The organism is Clostridium sp. CM038 (assembly GCF_055081105.1).
This window is the reverse complement of record NZ_CM143651.1, coordinates 1,760,888-1,777,426: the sequence shown is the minus strand read 5'-3', so window position 1 is coordinate 1,777,426 and position 16,539 is coordinate 1,760,888. Positions and strand designations below refer to the sequence as shown.

At 31.6% G+C, this 16,539-nt stretch carries 14 protein-coding genes, 2 tRNA genes and 1 riboswitch; of the genes, 2 read left to right on the top strand and 14 right to left on the bottom strand.

Going from position 1 to position 16,539, the window contains the following annotated elements:
* Window positions 1-21 precede the first annotated feature (21 nt).
* On the bottom strand, window positions 22-1,035 hold the full coding sequence (locus ACWJKS_RS08025) for a WG repeat-containing protein (protein ID WP_462960905.1): 1,014 nt from the start codon (window positions 1,033-1,035) through the stop codon (window positions 22-24).
* A 26-nt stretch (window positions 1,036-1,061) separates the two neighbouring features.
* A complete protein-coding gene (locus ACWJKS_RS08020) occupies window positions 1,062-1,820 on the bottom strand; it encodes an exodeoxyribonuclease III (RefSeq protein WP_216303560.1) in 759 nt (252 codons plus the stop codon).
* A 392-nt stretch (window positions 1,821-2,212) separates the two neighbouring features.
* Between ACWJKS_RS08020 and ACWJKS_RS08015 the strand changes: the two genes are divergently transcribed.
* A complete protein-coding gene (locus ACWJKS_RS08015) occupies window positions 2,213-2,578 on the top strand; it encodes a hypothetical protein (protein WP_462960904.1) in 366 nt (121 codons plus the stop codon).
* Between the two features lie 172 nt (window positions 2,579-2,750).
* Here the strand turns inward: ACWJKS_RS08015 and ACWJKS_RS08010 are convergent, their stop codons facing one another.
* Complete coding sequence (locus ACWJKS_RS08010; RefSeq protein ID WP_462960903.1) at window positions 2,751-4,241, bottom strand: Na+/H+ antiporter NhaC family protein; 1,491 nt, start codon at window positions 4,239-4,241, stop codon at window positions 2,751-2,753.
* Between the two features lie 231 nt (window positions 4,242-4,472).
* Between ACWJKS_RS08010 and ACWJKS_RS08005 the strand changes: the two genes are divergently transcribed.
* Window positions 4,473-5,297: an MBL fold metallo-hydrolase gene (locus tag ACWJKS_RS08005; RefSeq protein WP_216303563.1), complete on the top strand. Its 825-nt coding sequence runs from the start codon at window positions 4,473-4,475 to the stop codon at window positions 5,295-5,297.
* Window positions 5,298-5,410: 113 nt separating this feature from the next.
* Here ACWJKS_RS08005 and ACWJKS_RS08000 read toward each other — a convergent pair whose 3' ends face one another.
* From ACWJKS_RS08000 to ACWJKS_RS07950, 11 genes are all read right to left on the bottom strand, one after another.
* Window positions 5,411-6,808: an NCS2 family permease gene (locus ACWJKS_RS08000; protein ID WP_216303564.1), complete on the bottom strand. Its 1,398-nt coding sequence runs from the start codon at window positions 6,806-6,808 to the stop codon at window positions 5,411-5,413.
* A 109-nt stretch (window positions 6,809-6,917) separates the two neighbouring features.
* Window positions 6,918-7,019: riboswitch (purine riboswitch) on the bottom strand.
* 136 nt (window positions 7,020-7,155) lie between these two features.
* A complete protein-coding gene (locus ACWJKS_RS07995; RefSeq protein ID WP_462961061.1) occupies window positions 7,156-10,422 on the bottom strand; it encodes an SNF2 helicase associated domain-containing protein in 3,267 nt (1,088 codons plus the stop codon).
* Window positions 10,423-10,619: 197 nt separating this feature from the next.
* The gene (locus ACWJKS_RS07990; RefSeq protein WP_165413599.1) at window positions 10,620-10,823 is read right to left on the bottom strand and encodes a cold-shock protein; all 204 of its coding nucleotides are present in this window, start codon (window positions 10,821-10,823) and stop codon (window positions 10,620-10,622) included.
* Window positions 10,824-11,040: 217 nt separating this feature from the next.
* Window positions 11,041-11,115 (bottom strand) — tRNA-Gln (locus ACWJKS_RS07985).
* A gap of 17 nt (window positions 11,116-11,132) precedes the next feature.
* Window positions 11,133-11,207, bottom strand: a tRNA-Glu gene (locus tag ACWJKS_RS07980).
* Window positions 11,208-11,363: 156 nt separating this feature from the next.
* The gene (locus ACWJKS_RS07975) at window positions 11,364-11,546 is read right to left on the bottom strand and encodes an alpha/beta-type small acid-soluble spore protein (protein WP_216303567.1); all 183 of its coding nucleotides are present in this window, start codon (window positions 11,544-11,546) and stop codon (window positions 11,364-11,366) included.
* Window positions 11,547-11,714: 168 nt separating this feature from the next.
* The gene (locus ACWJKS_RS07970; protein ID WP_462960902.1) at window positions 11,715-13,472 is read right to left on the bottom strand and encodes a helicase-related protein; all 1,758 of its coding nucleotides are present in this window, start codon (window positions 13,470-13,472) and stop codon (window positions 11,715-11,717) included.
* 144 nt (window positions 13,473-13,616) lie between these two features.
* Complete coding sequence (locus ACWJKS_RS07965) at window positions 13,617-14,372, bottom strand: ABC transporter ATP-binding protein (RefSeq protein ID WP_216303569.1); 756 nt, start codon at window positions 14,370-14,372, stop codon at window positions 13,617-13,619.
* Complete coding sequence (locus tag ACWJKS_RS07960; protein WP_216303570.1) at window positions 14,353-15,357, bottom strand: ABC transporter substrate-binding protein; 1,005 nt, start codon at window positions 15,355-15,357, stop codon at window positions 14,353-14,355. The genes ACWJKS_RS07965 and ACWJKS_RS07960 overlap by 20 nt, the downstream gene beginning before the upstream one ends.
* A gap of 39 nt (window positions 15,358-15,396) precedes the next feature.
* On the bottom strand, window positions 15,397-16,173 hold the full coding sequence (locus tag ACWJKS_RS07955; RefSeq protein ID WP_216303571.1) for an ABC transporter permease: 777 nt from the start codon (window positions 16,171-16,173) through the stop codon (window positions 15,397-15,399).
* Window positions 16,145-16,435: a thiamine-binding protein gene (locus tag ACWJKS_RS07950; protein WP_216303572.1), complete on the bottom strand. Its 291-nt coding sequence runs from the start codon at window positions 16,433-16,435 to the stop codon at window positions 16,145-16,147. Before ACWJKS_RS07950 ends, ACWJKS_RS07955 begins: the two co-directional genes overlap by 29 nt.
* Between the last annotated feature and the right edge of the window lie 104 nt (window positions 16,436-16,539).

The window sequence follows — 16,539 nt, the reverse complement described above, 5'->3', positions numbered from 1 at the left end:
AAACTTCCATCCATTAAAATTTTATGATTGTAATTTCCAAACATATTCCCCTAATTTATTAACATATCCAATTCTTTTACCTAATTCAACCCTTGCAATTCCACCAATAAATTCATATGCTTCTTCAAAACTTGGCTCTATAACTATTTCCCCAACGCAATCTATGTAACCCCACTTTTCTCCTATTTGAACTGCTATTAAACCTTCACTCATAATATCTACATCTTCAAACTTAGTGGGTATTATAATGCTTCCATTTTTATCAATGCAACCATATTTTTCATTCTCACAAATTACAGCTATGCCTTCATAGAAACTATCTGCCCATTGAAACTTAGGTTTTATAATAAGCTCGCCGCTGCAATCTATATAGCCGTATTTTTCCCTCATTTCAACTGGTGCGAGTCCATCATTGAACTCCCCACAAACATTATATCGAAGGGGTATAATTATTTCTCCCTTATTGTTTATATAGCCATACTTTCCATTAGCGCAAACAGATGCCATCCCATCGTTAAATGCATGGGCATACTCATAGATCGCATCTATTATAACTTTTCCATATTTATCAATATAAGCTATTCTACCACCTATTTGCACTGCTGCTAACCCTTCACTAAAGTCGCTTGCATCTAAAAAGTTTACCGGCACTATTTCCGTACCTTCAGCATCTATATATCCCCACATATATCCATTCTTTACTGCTGCTCTTCCCTCCATAAAGTAATTAGCTTCATCATATTTAGGCTCAACGATAATTTCACCGTTTAAATTAATATAGCCTTTCTTTCCTTCCAACTTTATTACTGCAGATCCTTCGCTAAACTGTTGAACTTCATCATATTTAGGTTCTATTACAACCTCTCCAGCTTTATTAATAAATCCATACTTTTCCTCTATTCCAATTATGGCTAGTTCGCCTTCAAACTCCTCAGCATAATTATATTTACATTCTATAACTACATTGCCTTCCTTATCTATATACCCATACCTTTTTTTTGATTTCACAGGATATAATGTTTTCTCATTCTTCATACTATAACTTCCTTTCTTATATATATCTATAAAATAATGCTCACAGGACAATGATCCGATCCTAAAACATCATTTAAAATATTAGCTTCTTTTAATTCACTTACTAACTCCTCAGTTACAAAAAAATAGTCAATTCTCCATCCTACATTTTTTTCTCTAGCCTTAAATCTATAACTCCACCAAGAATATTTGGTTTCTGCCCCGTGGAGATATCTAAAAGTATCAACATAACCATATGATATAAATTTATCCATCCAAGCTCTCTCTACCGGTAAGAACCCTGAATATTTTTCGTTTGCTTTTGGATTTTTAAGATCTACTTCTTTGTGTGCAGTATTGTAATCCCCACAAATAATTAATTTTTTCCCTTTTAGTTTAAGCGTCTCACAGTAGGAGAGCAGTGCATCATAAAAGTCCATTTTATAATTTAACCTTTCTTCATCTCTCTGCCCATTAGGAAAATATATGTTAAATAGAGTAAACTTTTCAAACTCAGTTATTAATATTCTGCCTTCACTATCAAATCTTTCTATTCCAATACCGTACGTAACAGATATTGGTTTTTCCTTAGTGTAAGTAGCTACACCACTATACCCCTTTTTCTCCGCACACGAAAAATATGAGTAATAACCTTTTATATTTTTAAGCTCCTCAACTATTTGGTTTTCTTGGATTTTAGTTTCTTGAACACATAAAATATCTGGCTGTTCTTCTTTAATCCATTCAATAAATCCTTTATTTTTTATAGCTCTTATGCCATTTACATTCCATGAATAAATTTTCATAAAAAAACCTTCCTTCTACAGTTATTTCATACAAGTGCATTACCTATATAATTTTCATATATTCTTTATTTAATATATCATATTATTGAATATTATTGAATTATTTATTTAGCTATGCCTATCAACAAGTATTATATCCTAATTTCGCTATAATTAAATCATCTCCTGCGGAGCTGCAACAGCTTCACAGAAGCTGCATTGACGACTTCAGAAGGAGATTTATACTCCCACTAAAGTTTTCTATTTGTTAGGTTATGTAACTCCCGCTTATAGAAGTGGGAGACTTTCCTTCTAAAATGTCGTTAAAAATTGCTTTTTAGTAAAAATACACACAATTACTATCACCTTTATGATTAAATCTGAATATTATTATAATGAAAGGGGGTTTATACATGAATTCTATAGAAAGATATGTTGGAAGCAAAGAAGAGTTTTACTTTTTCCTAAAAGATGAAGTTATAAGATTATTCAAAGACAAACTCAAAATAGACGGAACCCGTGTTTTAATACCTGACAATGAAGAATTAGGTTATGAATTTAAATTTGTTAGGGACGAAAATTATGGTGATTTCTCAATTAAAGTTAAATGGGGACAAAAACCAGAAAAAAACGAAGATTTCGAAGAAAATTTCCAAGAAAATTTTCAAGAAGACTCCGAAGAAAATTTTCAAGAAGACTCCGAAGAAGATTTTCAAGAAGACTCCGAAGAAGATTCAAAAATGATTATAGATAAACATTTTACCATGAATAACTATTAAATTATTTATCAACTAGTATGTTTATATAAAATTTTTCTTTTCCTCAATTTAACGACTTCAGCTCCGCAGGAGCTGATTTAAGCAAATTCATTATTTTTTTGATATTTAATAAAAACACTATATTGTATATTTACAATATAGTGCTTTATTACATATTATTAAAACTTTACATTTAAGCAGATAATTCATCTTTACTATCCGTCTTAATATTTTTCTTTAATCTAACATTGGGTTCAGTCGGCAATTTAAATAATGGTATAAATCTATCTAGTCCTGTTATAGTAAGTAGTAATAATGAACCTACTGCCACCATAGCCATAAAGTTATATCTTATTATATCAAGAGGTACAAACTTGTGAAGTGGATAAACTGATGAAGCTATCCCCATATAAAAAGCTATATATACATGCCATGGAATAAGCTGTGACCCAAATACACCAAGCGCATCACCGAAAGTAGCATTTCTTAAACGTAATGTATACATATCTTCTTCGCTACCCTCTACGTTATCTTCAAGTAAATTTTTGATTATTGGTCCAACTGTTACTATTTGTGCCATTTCATCTGCTAATGCAGCATTACCTAAAATTGACAACATTCCATTCCAAAACATAAGTTGGCGTACATTTTTTGAAATTTTAGAAACTAATCTTGATAACGGAGCAAATGCATCCATTTTACCCATGATGCCTCCAAAGGCACCAACCCACATCATCATGACAATAACCCATGAACCTGCATCTGCGAAACCTATTTTCATTAATCCTAAAAATTGAGGTACAGATTCTACTGTTCCCGCTGTCAATCCAAGGATTAAAGATGTTATTATTCCAAGCCCTAAACATGCAAGTGTTGGAAGTCCTTTAATTGCTACTACAAGTACAACCAATAATGGAATTACCATATAATATGGAACCCCGGTTTTAACTTGATTTAAAAGTTCAACTGCTGAAGGTCTAGCTTTTTCAAGTGATACCCATACATCTTTTGGAATTTTATCTATTGCATCCGCTGCATTACCAATTACTGTTGGAAGTCCCATTCCAACGCTTACAGCATAGAACATAATTGCAGTTATTGTTAAACATATTAGTGACCAAACACCTTGATGCTTTATTCTATCAATAACTTCCACTTTTTGAATACCTGAACTTACGACCGTTGTGTCAGAAATAAGCCCTATATTGTCTCCAAAACAAGCTCCACCAGCAATTGCTGCTGTAGTAAGTAATAAATTTCCTCCTACTATATGGTTTAGCCATAGAAAAATCGGAGCACAAGCTGCAAAGGTTCCCCATGAACTACCAGTTGCAACTGAAAGCACTGCCGTTACCATAAATCCTGTTACAGCTACAGTTCTAGCTGTTAATCCAAGTGTTAATGAGAAATTAATTATTGATGCACCCACTCCTGTTGACATAAAAGCCTCTGCCATTGCATAAGCTGCCATCAGTATAAAGAAAACTAATTGCATTTCTTTTACGTTATCCACCGCACCATCAACAATGTCATTAAATTTAAATTTACATACTAATGATGCTATTATAGCTGCGTAAATAGTTGCTATTGGTGCCGCTAGTAATGCATCCATTTTAGACATCATTAATCCTGCCATTAAAAATACTGGTGATATTTTTAGTAAAGCGTTTAAGAAGCCAATCATGTATAAGTCCCCCTTTTTTGATTCCGTTTACATAAATAATAGAATATGTATATAATATATAATGTACACACTTTCTTGTGTACATTATATATTATATATTATATTAGTTCAATTGTTTTTTATTTAGTAATTTAATACATATATATATATAATATAGCAGGTTATGTTATAATTAAATTAGATTTTTTAATCTTATTATAAAACGAATATATTAAAATTAAGAGGTATAAAATGAGCTTTAATAAATTCCCGAAAATCTTTAAATATATGTATGAATTACATCGTAGAAACTTTAAATTGTACTTCAATCCCATTAGTGTGCCATCGTATGAGCCCGTAGTAACAAATTCTATTCATTGGGTAGGCCATGCTACTGTAGTTATTAATTTAAGTGGTAAGGTTATAGTAACTGACCCTGTAACTAGTATATATCTTGGTCAATTAAAAAGATTAGTTAAACCATCTTTAAACTTAGCCTCCATTAATATTGATTATATATTGCTGTCTCATGGTCATATGGATCATATGAATTACTCCACTCTAATGAAACTAAATAAAAGTGCTATAATTATTGCTCCTAAAAACCTAAAGGTTCCTTTAAGACTTTTAGGTTTTAAAAGTATAATTCTTCTAAACAATGATGAAACGTATAATGATAATCACATAAAAATAAAGGCTTTAAAAGCAAATCATGATGGTAGACGTTATCCTTGGGGAGCTGAAGCTGAGAGCAATTCCTATATAATTGAAAGTAGTTCAAAAAAGATTTTTTTTGCTGGTGATACTGCATATACTGATACATATAAAAATTTAATAGCAGATGTTGCTATCATGCCTGTAGGCTGCTATAAACCTGATGAGTTTCAAGAAATGCATTGTACTCCTGAGCAGAGCTTTAAAATGTTTAAAATGACAGAAGCTAAAATCATGATCCCAGTTCATTATAAAACCTATATTTTAGCTCAGGATGAAGATGAGGTTACCTGTGATACTTTAAAAAGAATAAATGATGGAAGCATAAAAATTATTGATATCGGTCAAACTGTAAAATTATAATGATTTAAACAAAATAAAAAACAGGCACTAGAACTTTCAAATAAGTCTAGGCCTGTTTTTTTATAAACAAGAAGTTATATTTATGATATCTTTAATTAATTAACTATAACTTCTTAATCCGGTAGATAGATAAATCTTAAAATAAATAACGCTGCAAGCACATAAACTATTGGATGAACTTCTTTCCTTCTTCCTGTGCTAACCTTAAGTATAGGGTAAAATATTATTCCCGCCGCTATACCATTAGCTATGCTATAGCTAAAAGGCATTATAGCCATAGTAAAAAAAGCTGGAAGTGCTTCTGTAAAATCATCAAAATCTAATTTAGTAACTGCACCCATCATAAGGACTCCAACCATTATAAGCGCAGGTGCTGTTGCTTCTGGTGGCACTATCCCAACTATACCTGCAAAGAATAAAGAGAATAGAAATAAAACGCCTACCACGCAAGATGTTAACCCAGTTCTTCCTCCTTCAGCTATGCCCGCAGTAGATTCAACATAAGTTGCCATAGTGGGTGTACCAATACAGGCACTTATAGTTGTTGCGATAGCATCTGATAAGAGCGCTTTTCTCATATTTCGAACTTTTCCATTTTCATCTAACATCTGGGCTTTTTCTGCTGTTCCAACCAAAGTACCAATTGTATCAAATAAGTCTACTAAACTAAAAGTTAAAACCACCATAATTATGCTAGTTATCGCTCCTATAACACCTGCTCCTCCAGCTCCTAAAAGACCCTTAAAGTCAAAAGCCATAAAAGTTGGAGCAATGGATGGTGGTGTACTTAAGAGCTTTATTCCAGCTAAATTTGTTATACCCATAGGTATTCCAATTATTGTCGTTGCGATTATTCCAATAAGCATAGCTCCTCTTACATTTCTAGCCATTAAAATTGCTGTTATAATTATACCGATAATTGTAAGAGCAGCGTGTGGATTTGTGAATTCACCAAAACTTATAAGAGTTCCTGGATTCGGAACTACTATGCTTCCAGTTTTAAAACCTATTAACGCAATAAATAATCCTATACCACCGCAAATAGCTATCTTGAGATTTGCTGGTAGCGCATCTACTATTTTTTCGCGTATTGAAGTAACCGTAATTATTATAAATAAAATTCCAGAAATAAATACAGCTGCTAAAGCCTGATTCCAAGTATAGCCGAGTGTTAAGCATACACTATATGTAAAGAAAGCACATAATCCCATACCTGGTGCAATTGCAAAAGGTAAATTTGCATAGGTACCTATTAAAATAGTACCAATTCCAGAGCCTACACATACTGCTGTAAAAATTGCTCCTACCACAGGGTCATTTGTTGCTGTAAAAACTGCAGCACCATCGCCCTTTATTCCAGGAAGATTCATACCACTAAACTTTAAAATATTAGGAATTACTAATATAGTATATGCCATAGTAATAAAGGTAGTAACACCCGCTAATATTTCGGTCCTAACGTTTGAATTATTTTCTTTGAGTTTAAAAAATGATTGCAAAAATGATTTCATGCCATTTCCTCCTAGGTAAAATATAATGTTGAATTTATAAATCCTTATTAAGCAAAAAAAAATGCCCATGGATAGGATTAATCCACGGGCATAATTTCAGTAAAAATCTTTACTTATAGGATTAATCCATAGTTAGAAGGTTAATGGCCTTCTAGTAGAAACTCTTGAACCTTATTATCAAGATTATACGGATTATTATTATTCATTTTTCAAAATAATAACATTCATTTCTACATAAGTCAACATTTTTTTCGTTTTTTCACTAAAAACCCCAATATTATTTCCCCATAGCAAGATACTACTTAATAAATTTATTCAGTTAAATCATCTCCTGCGGAGCTGCATTATTAAACAAATAGATCTTCAATTTCATTTTGGCTCATCTGAGAAAGAAATAATTCTGCTCCTGTTTCATCATTAATAACGCTTTCAACAATTTCTTTTTTCTTTTGTTGCAACTTAAATATTTTTTCTTCTATAGTCCCTCTTGCTATTAATTTTATCACCTCTACTGTCTTCTTTTGCCCAATTCTATGAGCCCTATCTGTAGCTTGAGACTCCACAGCCGGGTTCCACCAAGGGTCAAAGTGTATTACCATATCTGCACCTGTAAGGTTTATACCCGTACCCCCAGCTTTAAGAGAAATTAAAAATACCTGTGTGTCTCCTTCATTGAAGGTTTTTACCATTTCTACTCTTTTTTCTGCCTTAGTAGAGCCATCTAAATACATGTACTTTATCTCTTTAGGATCTAACCTCTTAGAAATGTTTTTAAGCACCCTAGTAAATTGAGAAAATATTAATATTCTATGACCTTCTTCTAAGCTATTTCCTAAAATTTCATCTAGAGCTTCCATTTTACCGCTACCCCCAACATAGTCCTCTATAAAAGTAGAAGGGTCGCAACATATCTGTCTTAGCCTTGTTAAAATTGACAGTACTTTAAACTTGCTTTTATTAAACCCTTTCGCCTTAATATCTTCTTCTAGTTCTCCCTTTGCATCCTTTAAATAGGCTAAATACACCTTTTTCTGCTGCTCCGTCATTTCTACTGAAATTCTATGTTCTATTTTAGAAGGCAAATCATTTGCAACCTCTAATTTAGTCCTTCTAAGTATAAATGGTTTTACATGATTATTTAGTTCTTGTAGCGCTTCATGACTTCCATCCTTCACAATTGGCGCTTCGTATTTTTTCGAAAAAGCACTATGATTTAAAAGATAACCTGGCATTATAAAGTCAAAAATAGACCAAAGCTCCGTAAGAGAATTCTCAATAGGCGTTCCTGTAAGTGCGAATTTACTTATAGCATTTATACTTTTCACAGAATGTGCATTTTGCGAATTAAAATTCTTAATATACTGTGCCTCATCTAAGAAACAATATCTAAATTTTATCTTTTGATAGTCCTCAAGGTCTCGCCGTATAAGTGCATATGATGTAATAATCACATCAGTCTCATCAATGCTTTGTTTTTGCTGCACTCTTTGACTTTTATTTCCGGATATTACTATACAATTTAGTGATGGTGCAAATTTTTCTATTTCATCCTTCCAATTGTATACAACCGACGTAGGGCATACTACCAGGGATGGTTGCTTATTTTCATTTTCCTGCACTTCTGATTGAATAAATGCTATAGCCTCAAGTGTTTTACCCAGCCCCATTTCATCCGCTAGTATCCCTCCGAATCCACAACTTGCAAGCGTTTTTAACCACTTAAACCCTACCTTTTGATAATCTCTCATTATACTATCTAAGGTTTTAGGAACTATTACTTTCAATTCTCTAATATCCTTAACAGTATTAACTAGGTCTCTAAATTTTTTATTTGTATTCACAAAATCCATTTGTTCTCGTTTTAATTTTTCTTCTATATATATGGCATTATATTTTGAAAGTAGAATTTTATTCTTCGCAATATCGCTATCCTTTATATTTAGATACTCTATCATTTGAGCAACTTTTAATAAATTATTTGAATCTAATAAAACAAAACTGCCGTTTTTAAGCCTATGATACTTTCTTTTTTCTCTTAAAGCTGAGAAAACATTACTGAGTTCAGTATTATCTACCCCCTCAATGCTAAAGCTGAATTCTAAAAGATTATCCTTATTAAGCTTTATATTCGACTTATATCCAGCATTTCCGTGCACCTTAATCTTCTTGAATTCTTCAGAATAATATACCTCCGCCACTTGCTGAAGCTTTTCCAGTCCTGAAACTAAAAACTCTAGAAGCTTTGCTTCATCTCGAATATCAAACCCCTTATTTGTACTAACAAAACCAAATTCAAGAAATTGATTTATGATACCCATTTCCTTCTCTATGTCTCTTATAAGTACTCTTCCCTCTTGTGCTTTGTTTTCTTTACTATTAAAAGGATTTATCTCAACCTCTCCATACTTGAAAGTTATGAACACCTCTACATTTTTAGACTTTTTTTCAAAATGAACAACCGCCTTAAGCTCTTCTATATAAAATTCTTTTTCTAATGATGTGTCTATGGCAACTCTATCACTTATCTTGTTTAAAGTTGGAAGTACAAATGATGCTACATCATCTTTCTCTTGTTCATAAAATTCTATGCAATTATTATTTTCCTCTTTAAATCTATTATAAAAAGGTAAATATGCGTCCCTTTGAGCAATAGGTGGCTGATATATTTCACCTTTATAGAAAAAGAATTCCCCATCATTGCTTATTGCAATAGGCATATCTTCTTTTTGCTGAAGTATAAATTTACTATCTTCTCTATTGATTTCGAATTCTAAGGGCATGGCTTTCTGCCTTATGTGTACATTAGTAAACGTTTCGCCTTTTATTACCACAGTTAGATCCCTATTGTATAAGCATTTAAATAACCTTTTAACCATGCTATCTGTAAAATAAGCTTTTTTACCAGACAGAAATTTCACTGTATTTCCCTTATATGTATTTGCAGCCCCAGCCACCGCTTCAAGTTCACTCGCTTCTTTAAAAAGTTCTATGATATTTAAATCACCTTCTTTAAATGAGTGCAAATAGGGATTGTATGTAAATTTTTTCCCAAACTCCATAGACTCAAAACTTTTATTATAGCAAATAAAAAATTCTTTTATGTTTTTAACTACGTATTGCTTATCCTCTCCAACCTTTAGACTTACAAAAGATTTTCGGTTATCACTATTAGGATCATGCTCATATTTTACATCTACATTTAGATATGATTTTATCCTTTGATCACCATTTATACTTTTAGTTATTTGTTTAATTAAACTATTTGTTTTAGCCATTCTTTTTGCTTTAATAATTTCGTCTTTCTCATAAAAATACTTTAATAATGTAGCCACTACATGCTTGCACATGCTCACCTCTCCATAATAACTATAACAATCATTACATTGACAATGATAACTTATAAAAGAATTACTATTATTAAAACTTGTGTCTACTTTATACCGAGTGAAATTTGTTGACTCCACATCTGAAGTTATCTTAGTTTCCCTGTAATCTTCCCGCTTCTTTATTTCTATATCAATATGCTTAACCTTATTACTTAAATAATACTCTGTTCCACTTTTATAAGAATCTTTATCACTGTGTTCTCGTATAATCTCTTCATTAATAGCAATCAAAAGTTTCACCCCATCGAGTTTTTTCTATTTTTATATATTATAAATTCCAGAATGTGTTACCATTATATACTATACGCACGCCCATATTTTTCAACCAAATAAATTCAAAATACATTGTAAAAAAGCACACTCAAAGGATTAAATGAGCGTGCCGGAATTTTTCCATTTATATTGTTTAATAATAACGAATATTTTTACATTTTTTGAACATTAATAGCTTGAGGGCCTTTAGGTGCATCTACAACATCAAATTGCACTTCTTCTCCCTCATGTAAATCCTTTCTTGGCCCTTGTTCTTTTATTGCTAAATGATGAACAAATACATCCGCGCCTTCTTGAGCGGATATAAATCCATATCCTCTTTCAACATCATACCACTTTACTATACCTGTTTTCATATATTTCCCTCCTTGTCCTTCTCTGAAGTACAAAACAATTCAAAGTTTAAATATAGTATTAACTATAAATGTCTAACTAATACTTTTTATTATGCCTAACTTCTTCATCTAACAATATAATTATTAATATTATTTCAAGGAAAAAATATACAAAAAAATAACCCCAGCAAAATAAACATTATGCTAGAATTATTTATATTCATTATGATAATATATTTGGCTGAGATGGCAGGATTTGAACCTGCGGATGCCAGAGTCAGAGTCTAGTGCCTTACCGCTTGGCTACATCCCAATAAAAAAAAGTGTTAATGGTGACTCCTAGGGGAATTGAACCCCTGATCCCACCGTGAGAGGGTGGTGTCTTAACCGCTTGACCAAGGAGCCTTATTAGTAATTAACACTACGAGATCTAGTATACTTCATTATGTAGTATAAGTCAACTATATATAAAAAATAAATTTCCAATTAATTATTTATGTGAATATGCCTTAATAAAAGATAGGGTATACAGTTTTGCTGCACACCCTATCTAATTTTAACTTATAAGTTTTTTTCGTATTGTTCTACCATTAATTTAACCATTTGTCCACCAACTGAACCACATTGTCTTGATGTTAAATCTCCATTATAGTCCGTAAAGTTTACTCCTAATTGATTTGCTGTTTCCATTTTGAATTTGTTTAATCCTGCTTTTGCTTCTGGTACTAAACTCCTGTATGACATACTATGTGCCTCCTTTAAGTTGATTTTTTGTTATATTAATATAATGTACATATTTAATATATTTTATAACAGCGTTTTGATGGGCACAAAGGTAAAAAAAGTATAGCAAGTAATAGTTATACTTTTAAATATTATTTTCTATAAGAATCATCGATGTTATCATTTGTTTTATATACTTTTCAAAATTTTATTAATATCTTCACTGACTTTTATTCTATTCTCATATACCCATTGTTCATCAAAATTTAATTTAAAAATTTTTGAGAAGGAATAATAAATATTTATTTTTTGGTAGTAAAGCTCTAATTCATAAAGATCCTCTAATAGACGCTGTGGTTTTGAGATAATCTCTCTTTTAGTTATAAACAATTCATCTACATATTTTAAAAACGCATTCATCATCTTATCATTAGATACATCAAAATGAATTTTTAGGAGTCTCCATTGAATTCTTTCTTCCAATTTGTAACTCCTTAAATTATCTAATACCACTAAATACTCGCTTATATCCATTTTTCTATAAAAAGGTGTTTTTTCTTCTTTTGTACTCCATAACGCTAATTTCTCTCTAAGAGAAAGCGAACTGATTTTTAATATAGCTTCACTTGGGCCTATTACTCCTTTTTCTATAGTTGCATCCCTTGTATCTAAACTTTCGCTTATAAAATCTTGAGAATCGCCATAAGATGCTACATATCCAACCTCATATATCCCTTTTCTACCTGCCCTTCCCGCGATCTGTTTCACTTCTTGAGAAGTTAAATACCTTATCTCATTACCATCAAATTTTTTAATATCCATAAATATTATTCTTTTTATAGGAAGATTAACTCCCATACCTATTGCATCAGTAGATATTAAAATTGTGCTTTCCTTGTTAATAAACTGATTGTACTGTTTTTTTCTAACTTCTGGCGGTAAATCTCCATAGATTAAACTTACTTTTATACCTAGGTTTGAGTAATGATAAGCTAGTTCTAATACTTTCTTCTTCGAAAATGTAACAAGCGCATCACCCACCTCAATGCTTTTATATACAAAAGATTTATTTTCCATTACAAGAGGGGTATCCCTTTTATACTCTATAATCTCGTACTCCTCAGAGCAATCCTCTATTATTTTTATTAGCAATTCTTTCGCATTCGTAGCCCCGCAAATGTGTATCTCTTTACTTTTTAATCCTAAAACAGCTCTTGTCCAGGCAGCTCCCCTCCGGTCATTATCTATCATTTGAATTTCGTCTATAATACCAACTTCATATTCCTCATTTATATTTAATTTTTCTATAGTACAACATACATGAGCTGCATCTTCAATGATTATTTCTTCTTCTCCAGTTGCAAGATTACATTTTACACCTTCTCTATTTAATCTTTCAAAATTCTCAAGTGCTAATATTCTTAAGGGAGAAAGGTAAATTCCTTTTGTTGCCTCTTTAAGCCGCATCATTGCATTATATGTTTTCCCAGTATTAGTTTCACCTAAATGGAGATAAAATTTTCTTTTAAATTTTCTTGATCCCTCATATTCATTTTTAGGATTAGTTGGAAACACGCGTTCAAACTCACTAGATATAATCTCAGGAATATGCTCCGTTATTAACACACTTATAATTCCTGATTTTAAATAGCTTTCACCCTTGTCCTTTAAAATGTTCTCAAAATTAAAATCTGTATTATTTTTCTTGTTATAGTCCTCAACAAGCCTTATTGATATATATTTAAGTAATGCTGAATAATTTTCATGAACCCTTTTATAGTCTTTAAAATTTTCTTTCTTAAACTCATTTAATTCCTTTAGTTTCTTTCTTACAGCAGCTTCATGTTCCCATAGTACATTTGACTTAGTATGCTTTACTATTTCTTCAATCTGAGCAAATTGACTTTTTATTTTTTTTAAATTCCTTTCTATAGCTCCTTGTTTCATTTTGTTTCCTCCAATATTGACTTTTTATTTATTTCCATGTGGCTTATTGTTCTATTTTCTCACAACTATAAATTTATCATACATTTTTCAATCTCATTATAAGGAAAACACCCAACTTAAATGCTTTTAAGCTGGGTGTTTTCCTTATAATGTCTGTAAAATGATTTTCTTTATTTCATTGAATTTTTCTGATGTAACAATATCCTTATTTCTGTTTTTAGGTAAATCAACGATTATTTCTTTTTTTATAGTTGCCGGTTTATCTGATAATACATATATTCTATCAGATAAGAATACTGCTTCTTCAATATCATGAGTTATAAATATTATGGTAACTTTTAGCTCTTTAATTACGTCTATTAGCCAATAGTGCATCTTTGCCCTAGTAATTGCATCAAGTGCACCAAAAGGCTCATCTAACAGCATAATATCAGATGATGACATATATGTTCTAAGCAATGCAGCTCTCTGCCTCATACCTCCTGAAAGTTGAAAAGGATATTTATATTCGAAGCCTTCAAGCCCAAATGTTTTAAAATGACTAAGCGCCTGAGCCCTTGCCTCTTTTTTAGATTTTCCTTTTATAATAAGAGAAAGTGTAGTGTTATCCACAATGTTTTTCCATGGAAGTAGCAGGTCCTTTTGATGCATATAACTTACTTTTTCAAAAGTATCGCAGCATTTTTCTCCGTCAAATATAATTTCACCCGAATCTTTACGCAAAAGGCCTGATATAATATTAAAAATTGTACTTTTACCACTTCCACTTGGTCCTAGTAAACTTATAAACTCATTCTCTCTTGCATAAAAAGAAACATCCTTTATTATATTCATACTTCCAAAAGTTTTTTTAATATTTTCTACTCTTAATTTTTCATTACTAGTTCGGTAAGTACTCATTAGTAAATGCCTCACTCGCCTTCATATCTTTTCCTATAAGCTTTTTATCTAAAAGAAATTTGGTGTAATTATTCCAAACCGATTCTTTCATTACGCCCCATTTTTCAGCTTCAGCTTTATATTGATCCTTTAAATATTTTTGACTTGCGACGGCAAGAGCTTCATCTGTCTCCGGTGCATTTTTCAGTAAAACCTTAGCACTTTCCTCAGGTTTCTCCATGCTGTATTCATATCCTTTTGTAACTGCTTTTAAAAATTTCTTTGCCATTTCAGGATCCGCTTTTAATTTGTTCTCATTGGCTATAATTACCGGAGTATAATAATCTAAATCTTTATTTAATTTTCCAATATCAATATAGTCAATAGGAATATTTTTAAGCTTCGCTTCTATTCCTGTCCATCCATAAAATACCCATTCAATATCAATATTTTTCTTAGTTACAGCAAAGAAATCCTCTGATCCTGCATCTACCATCTTTAGTTTTGAAAAATCCGCATTATCTTTTTCCATAACCGCCTTTAAAATTGCATTTTCAGAAGGCGACCCCCATCCGCCATAGGTTTTTCCTTCAAAATCCTTAGGAGATTTAATATTTTTTTCCTTAGGCGATGCAAACCCGGAAGTATTATGCTGAATAATAGTGGCTATAGCTTTTATTGGAAGTGGATCTTTAGCAGTTCTAGCATAAGTTACATCTTCTTGATAGCTTACGCCAAAATCTCCTTTGCCCGCTGCAATTAAACTTGCAGTACTTCCCTGCGCTGGTTGAATAATTTCCACGTCAAGTCCTTCTTCTTTAAAATATCCATTATCTTTCGCTACATATAATCCAGTATGATTAGTGTTTGGTATCCAATCTAAAATAACAGTAACCTTTTTTAAAGTTTCTTCCTTCTTTACATCTTCTTTTTTTGCAGCACAACCCACAAATAAAACCGTAGTCATTGAAACTGTTAATAATAATGAAATTACTTTCTTTAGCATGATTTTACCTCCAAATAAAATAATATGTCCTATTTAAATTTAGTCATTGTTATCTGCTTTATTTCTAGTCCAAGGAGTAAAAAAATATTGTAATAAATTCAAGAGTCCAAATAGTCCCATGCTTAATATTACAATAATTATAATCACTGCAAAAACTTTATCAAGTGCATATGAATTTTTAGCTCTAATCATATATACCCCAAGACCCTTATCTCCTCCAAGCCATTCTCCAATAACTGCCCCCATAATACTATAGGTTGCTGCTATTCTAAGGCCCGAAAAAAAATTTACAGTAGAGGATGGCAGCTTCACCATGGTGAAAATTTGAAACTTACTAGCTCCCATAGTCTTTAAAAGGTTTACCATATCCGCGTCTACTGATTCTAATCCATCAATCAAACTAACAACTATAGGGAAAAAGCACACTAACACTACTACAATAATCTTAGGCAATATTCCAAAACCAAACCATATTATGAAAAGTGGTGCTAGAGCAATAATTGGAACAGTTTGAGATACTACTAAAATTGGATATATGCATTTTTTAATGATTTTCACATTATCCATTAAGATGGCTAAAATTAACGCAATCAAAATTGATATTGCGAATCCAATCAAGGCTTCATATAAAGTCGCATAAATATGCTTAGTAATGCTTGGAACTATATTCACCAAGGTACTAATAATATCTTTTGGCGAAGGCAATATATATTGCGGAACCTTCCATTTATCTACAGCTATCTGCCATATAAAAAGAATTATTAATTGAAAAACTATAGGAATAAGTTTATTTTCTATACTTATATGTTTTTTCATTCATAGTCACGCCTTCAGCTTTATAATCGATTTTCACTATAGAAACAACCCTACTTGCTCCATGAACTACACAAATTTCCTGGGCCTTTTTTACTATATCTAAAAGCTCATCCATTTCACCTTCCATAGTGGTTTCCATTGGTCCTACCTCATATTTCACTCCACTAGATTGAATATATTCTATAACCTTATCTACTACTGGGTAAATTTTTTCTTCCGCAACCACTGGTATAACTTGAAGACTCACATTTACAACTGACATTTCAATTCCCCCTTATAATATTGTTAAAGTAAAATAAACCCTTTGCTCATTTTTAAGCGAAGGGTTCTATAATCGAATAACTTTGCACCATTTATATATTCTTA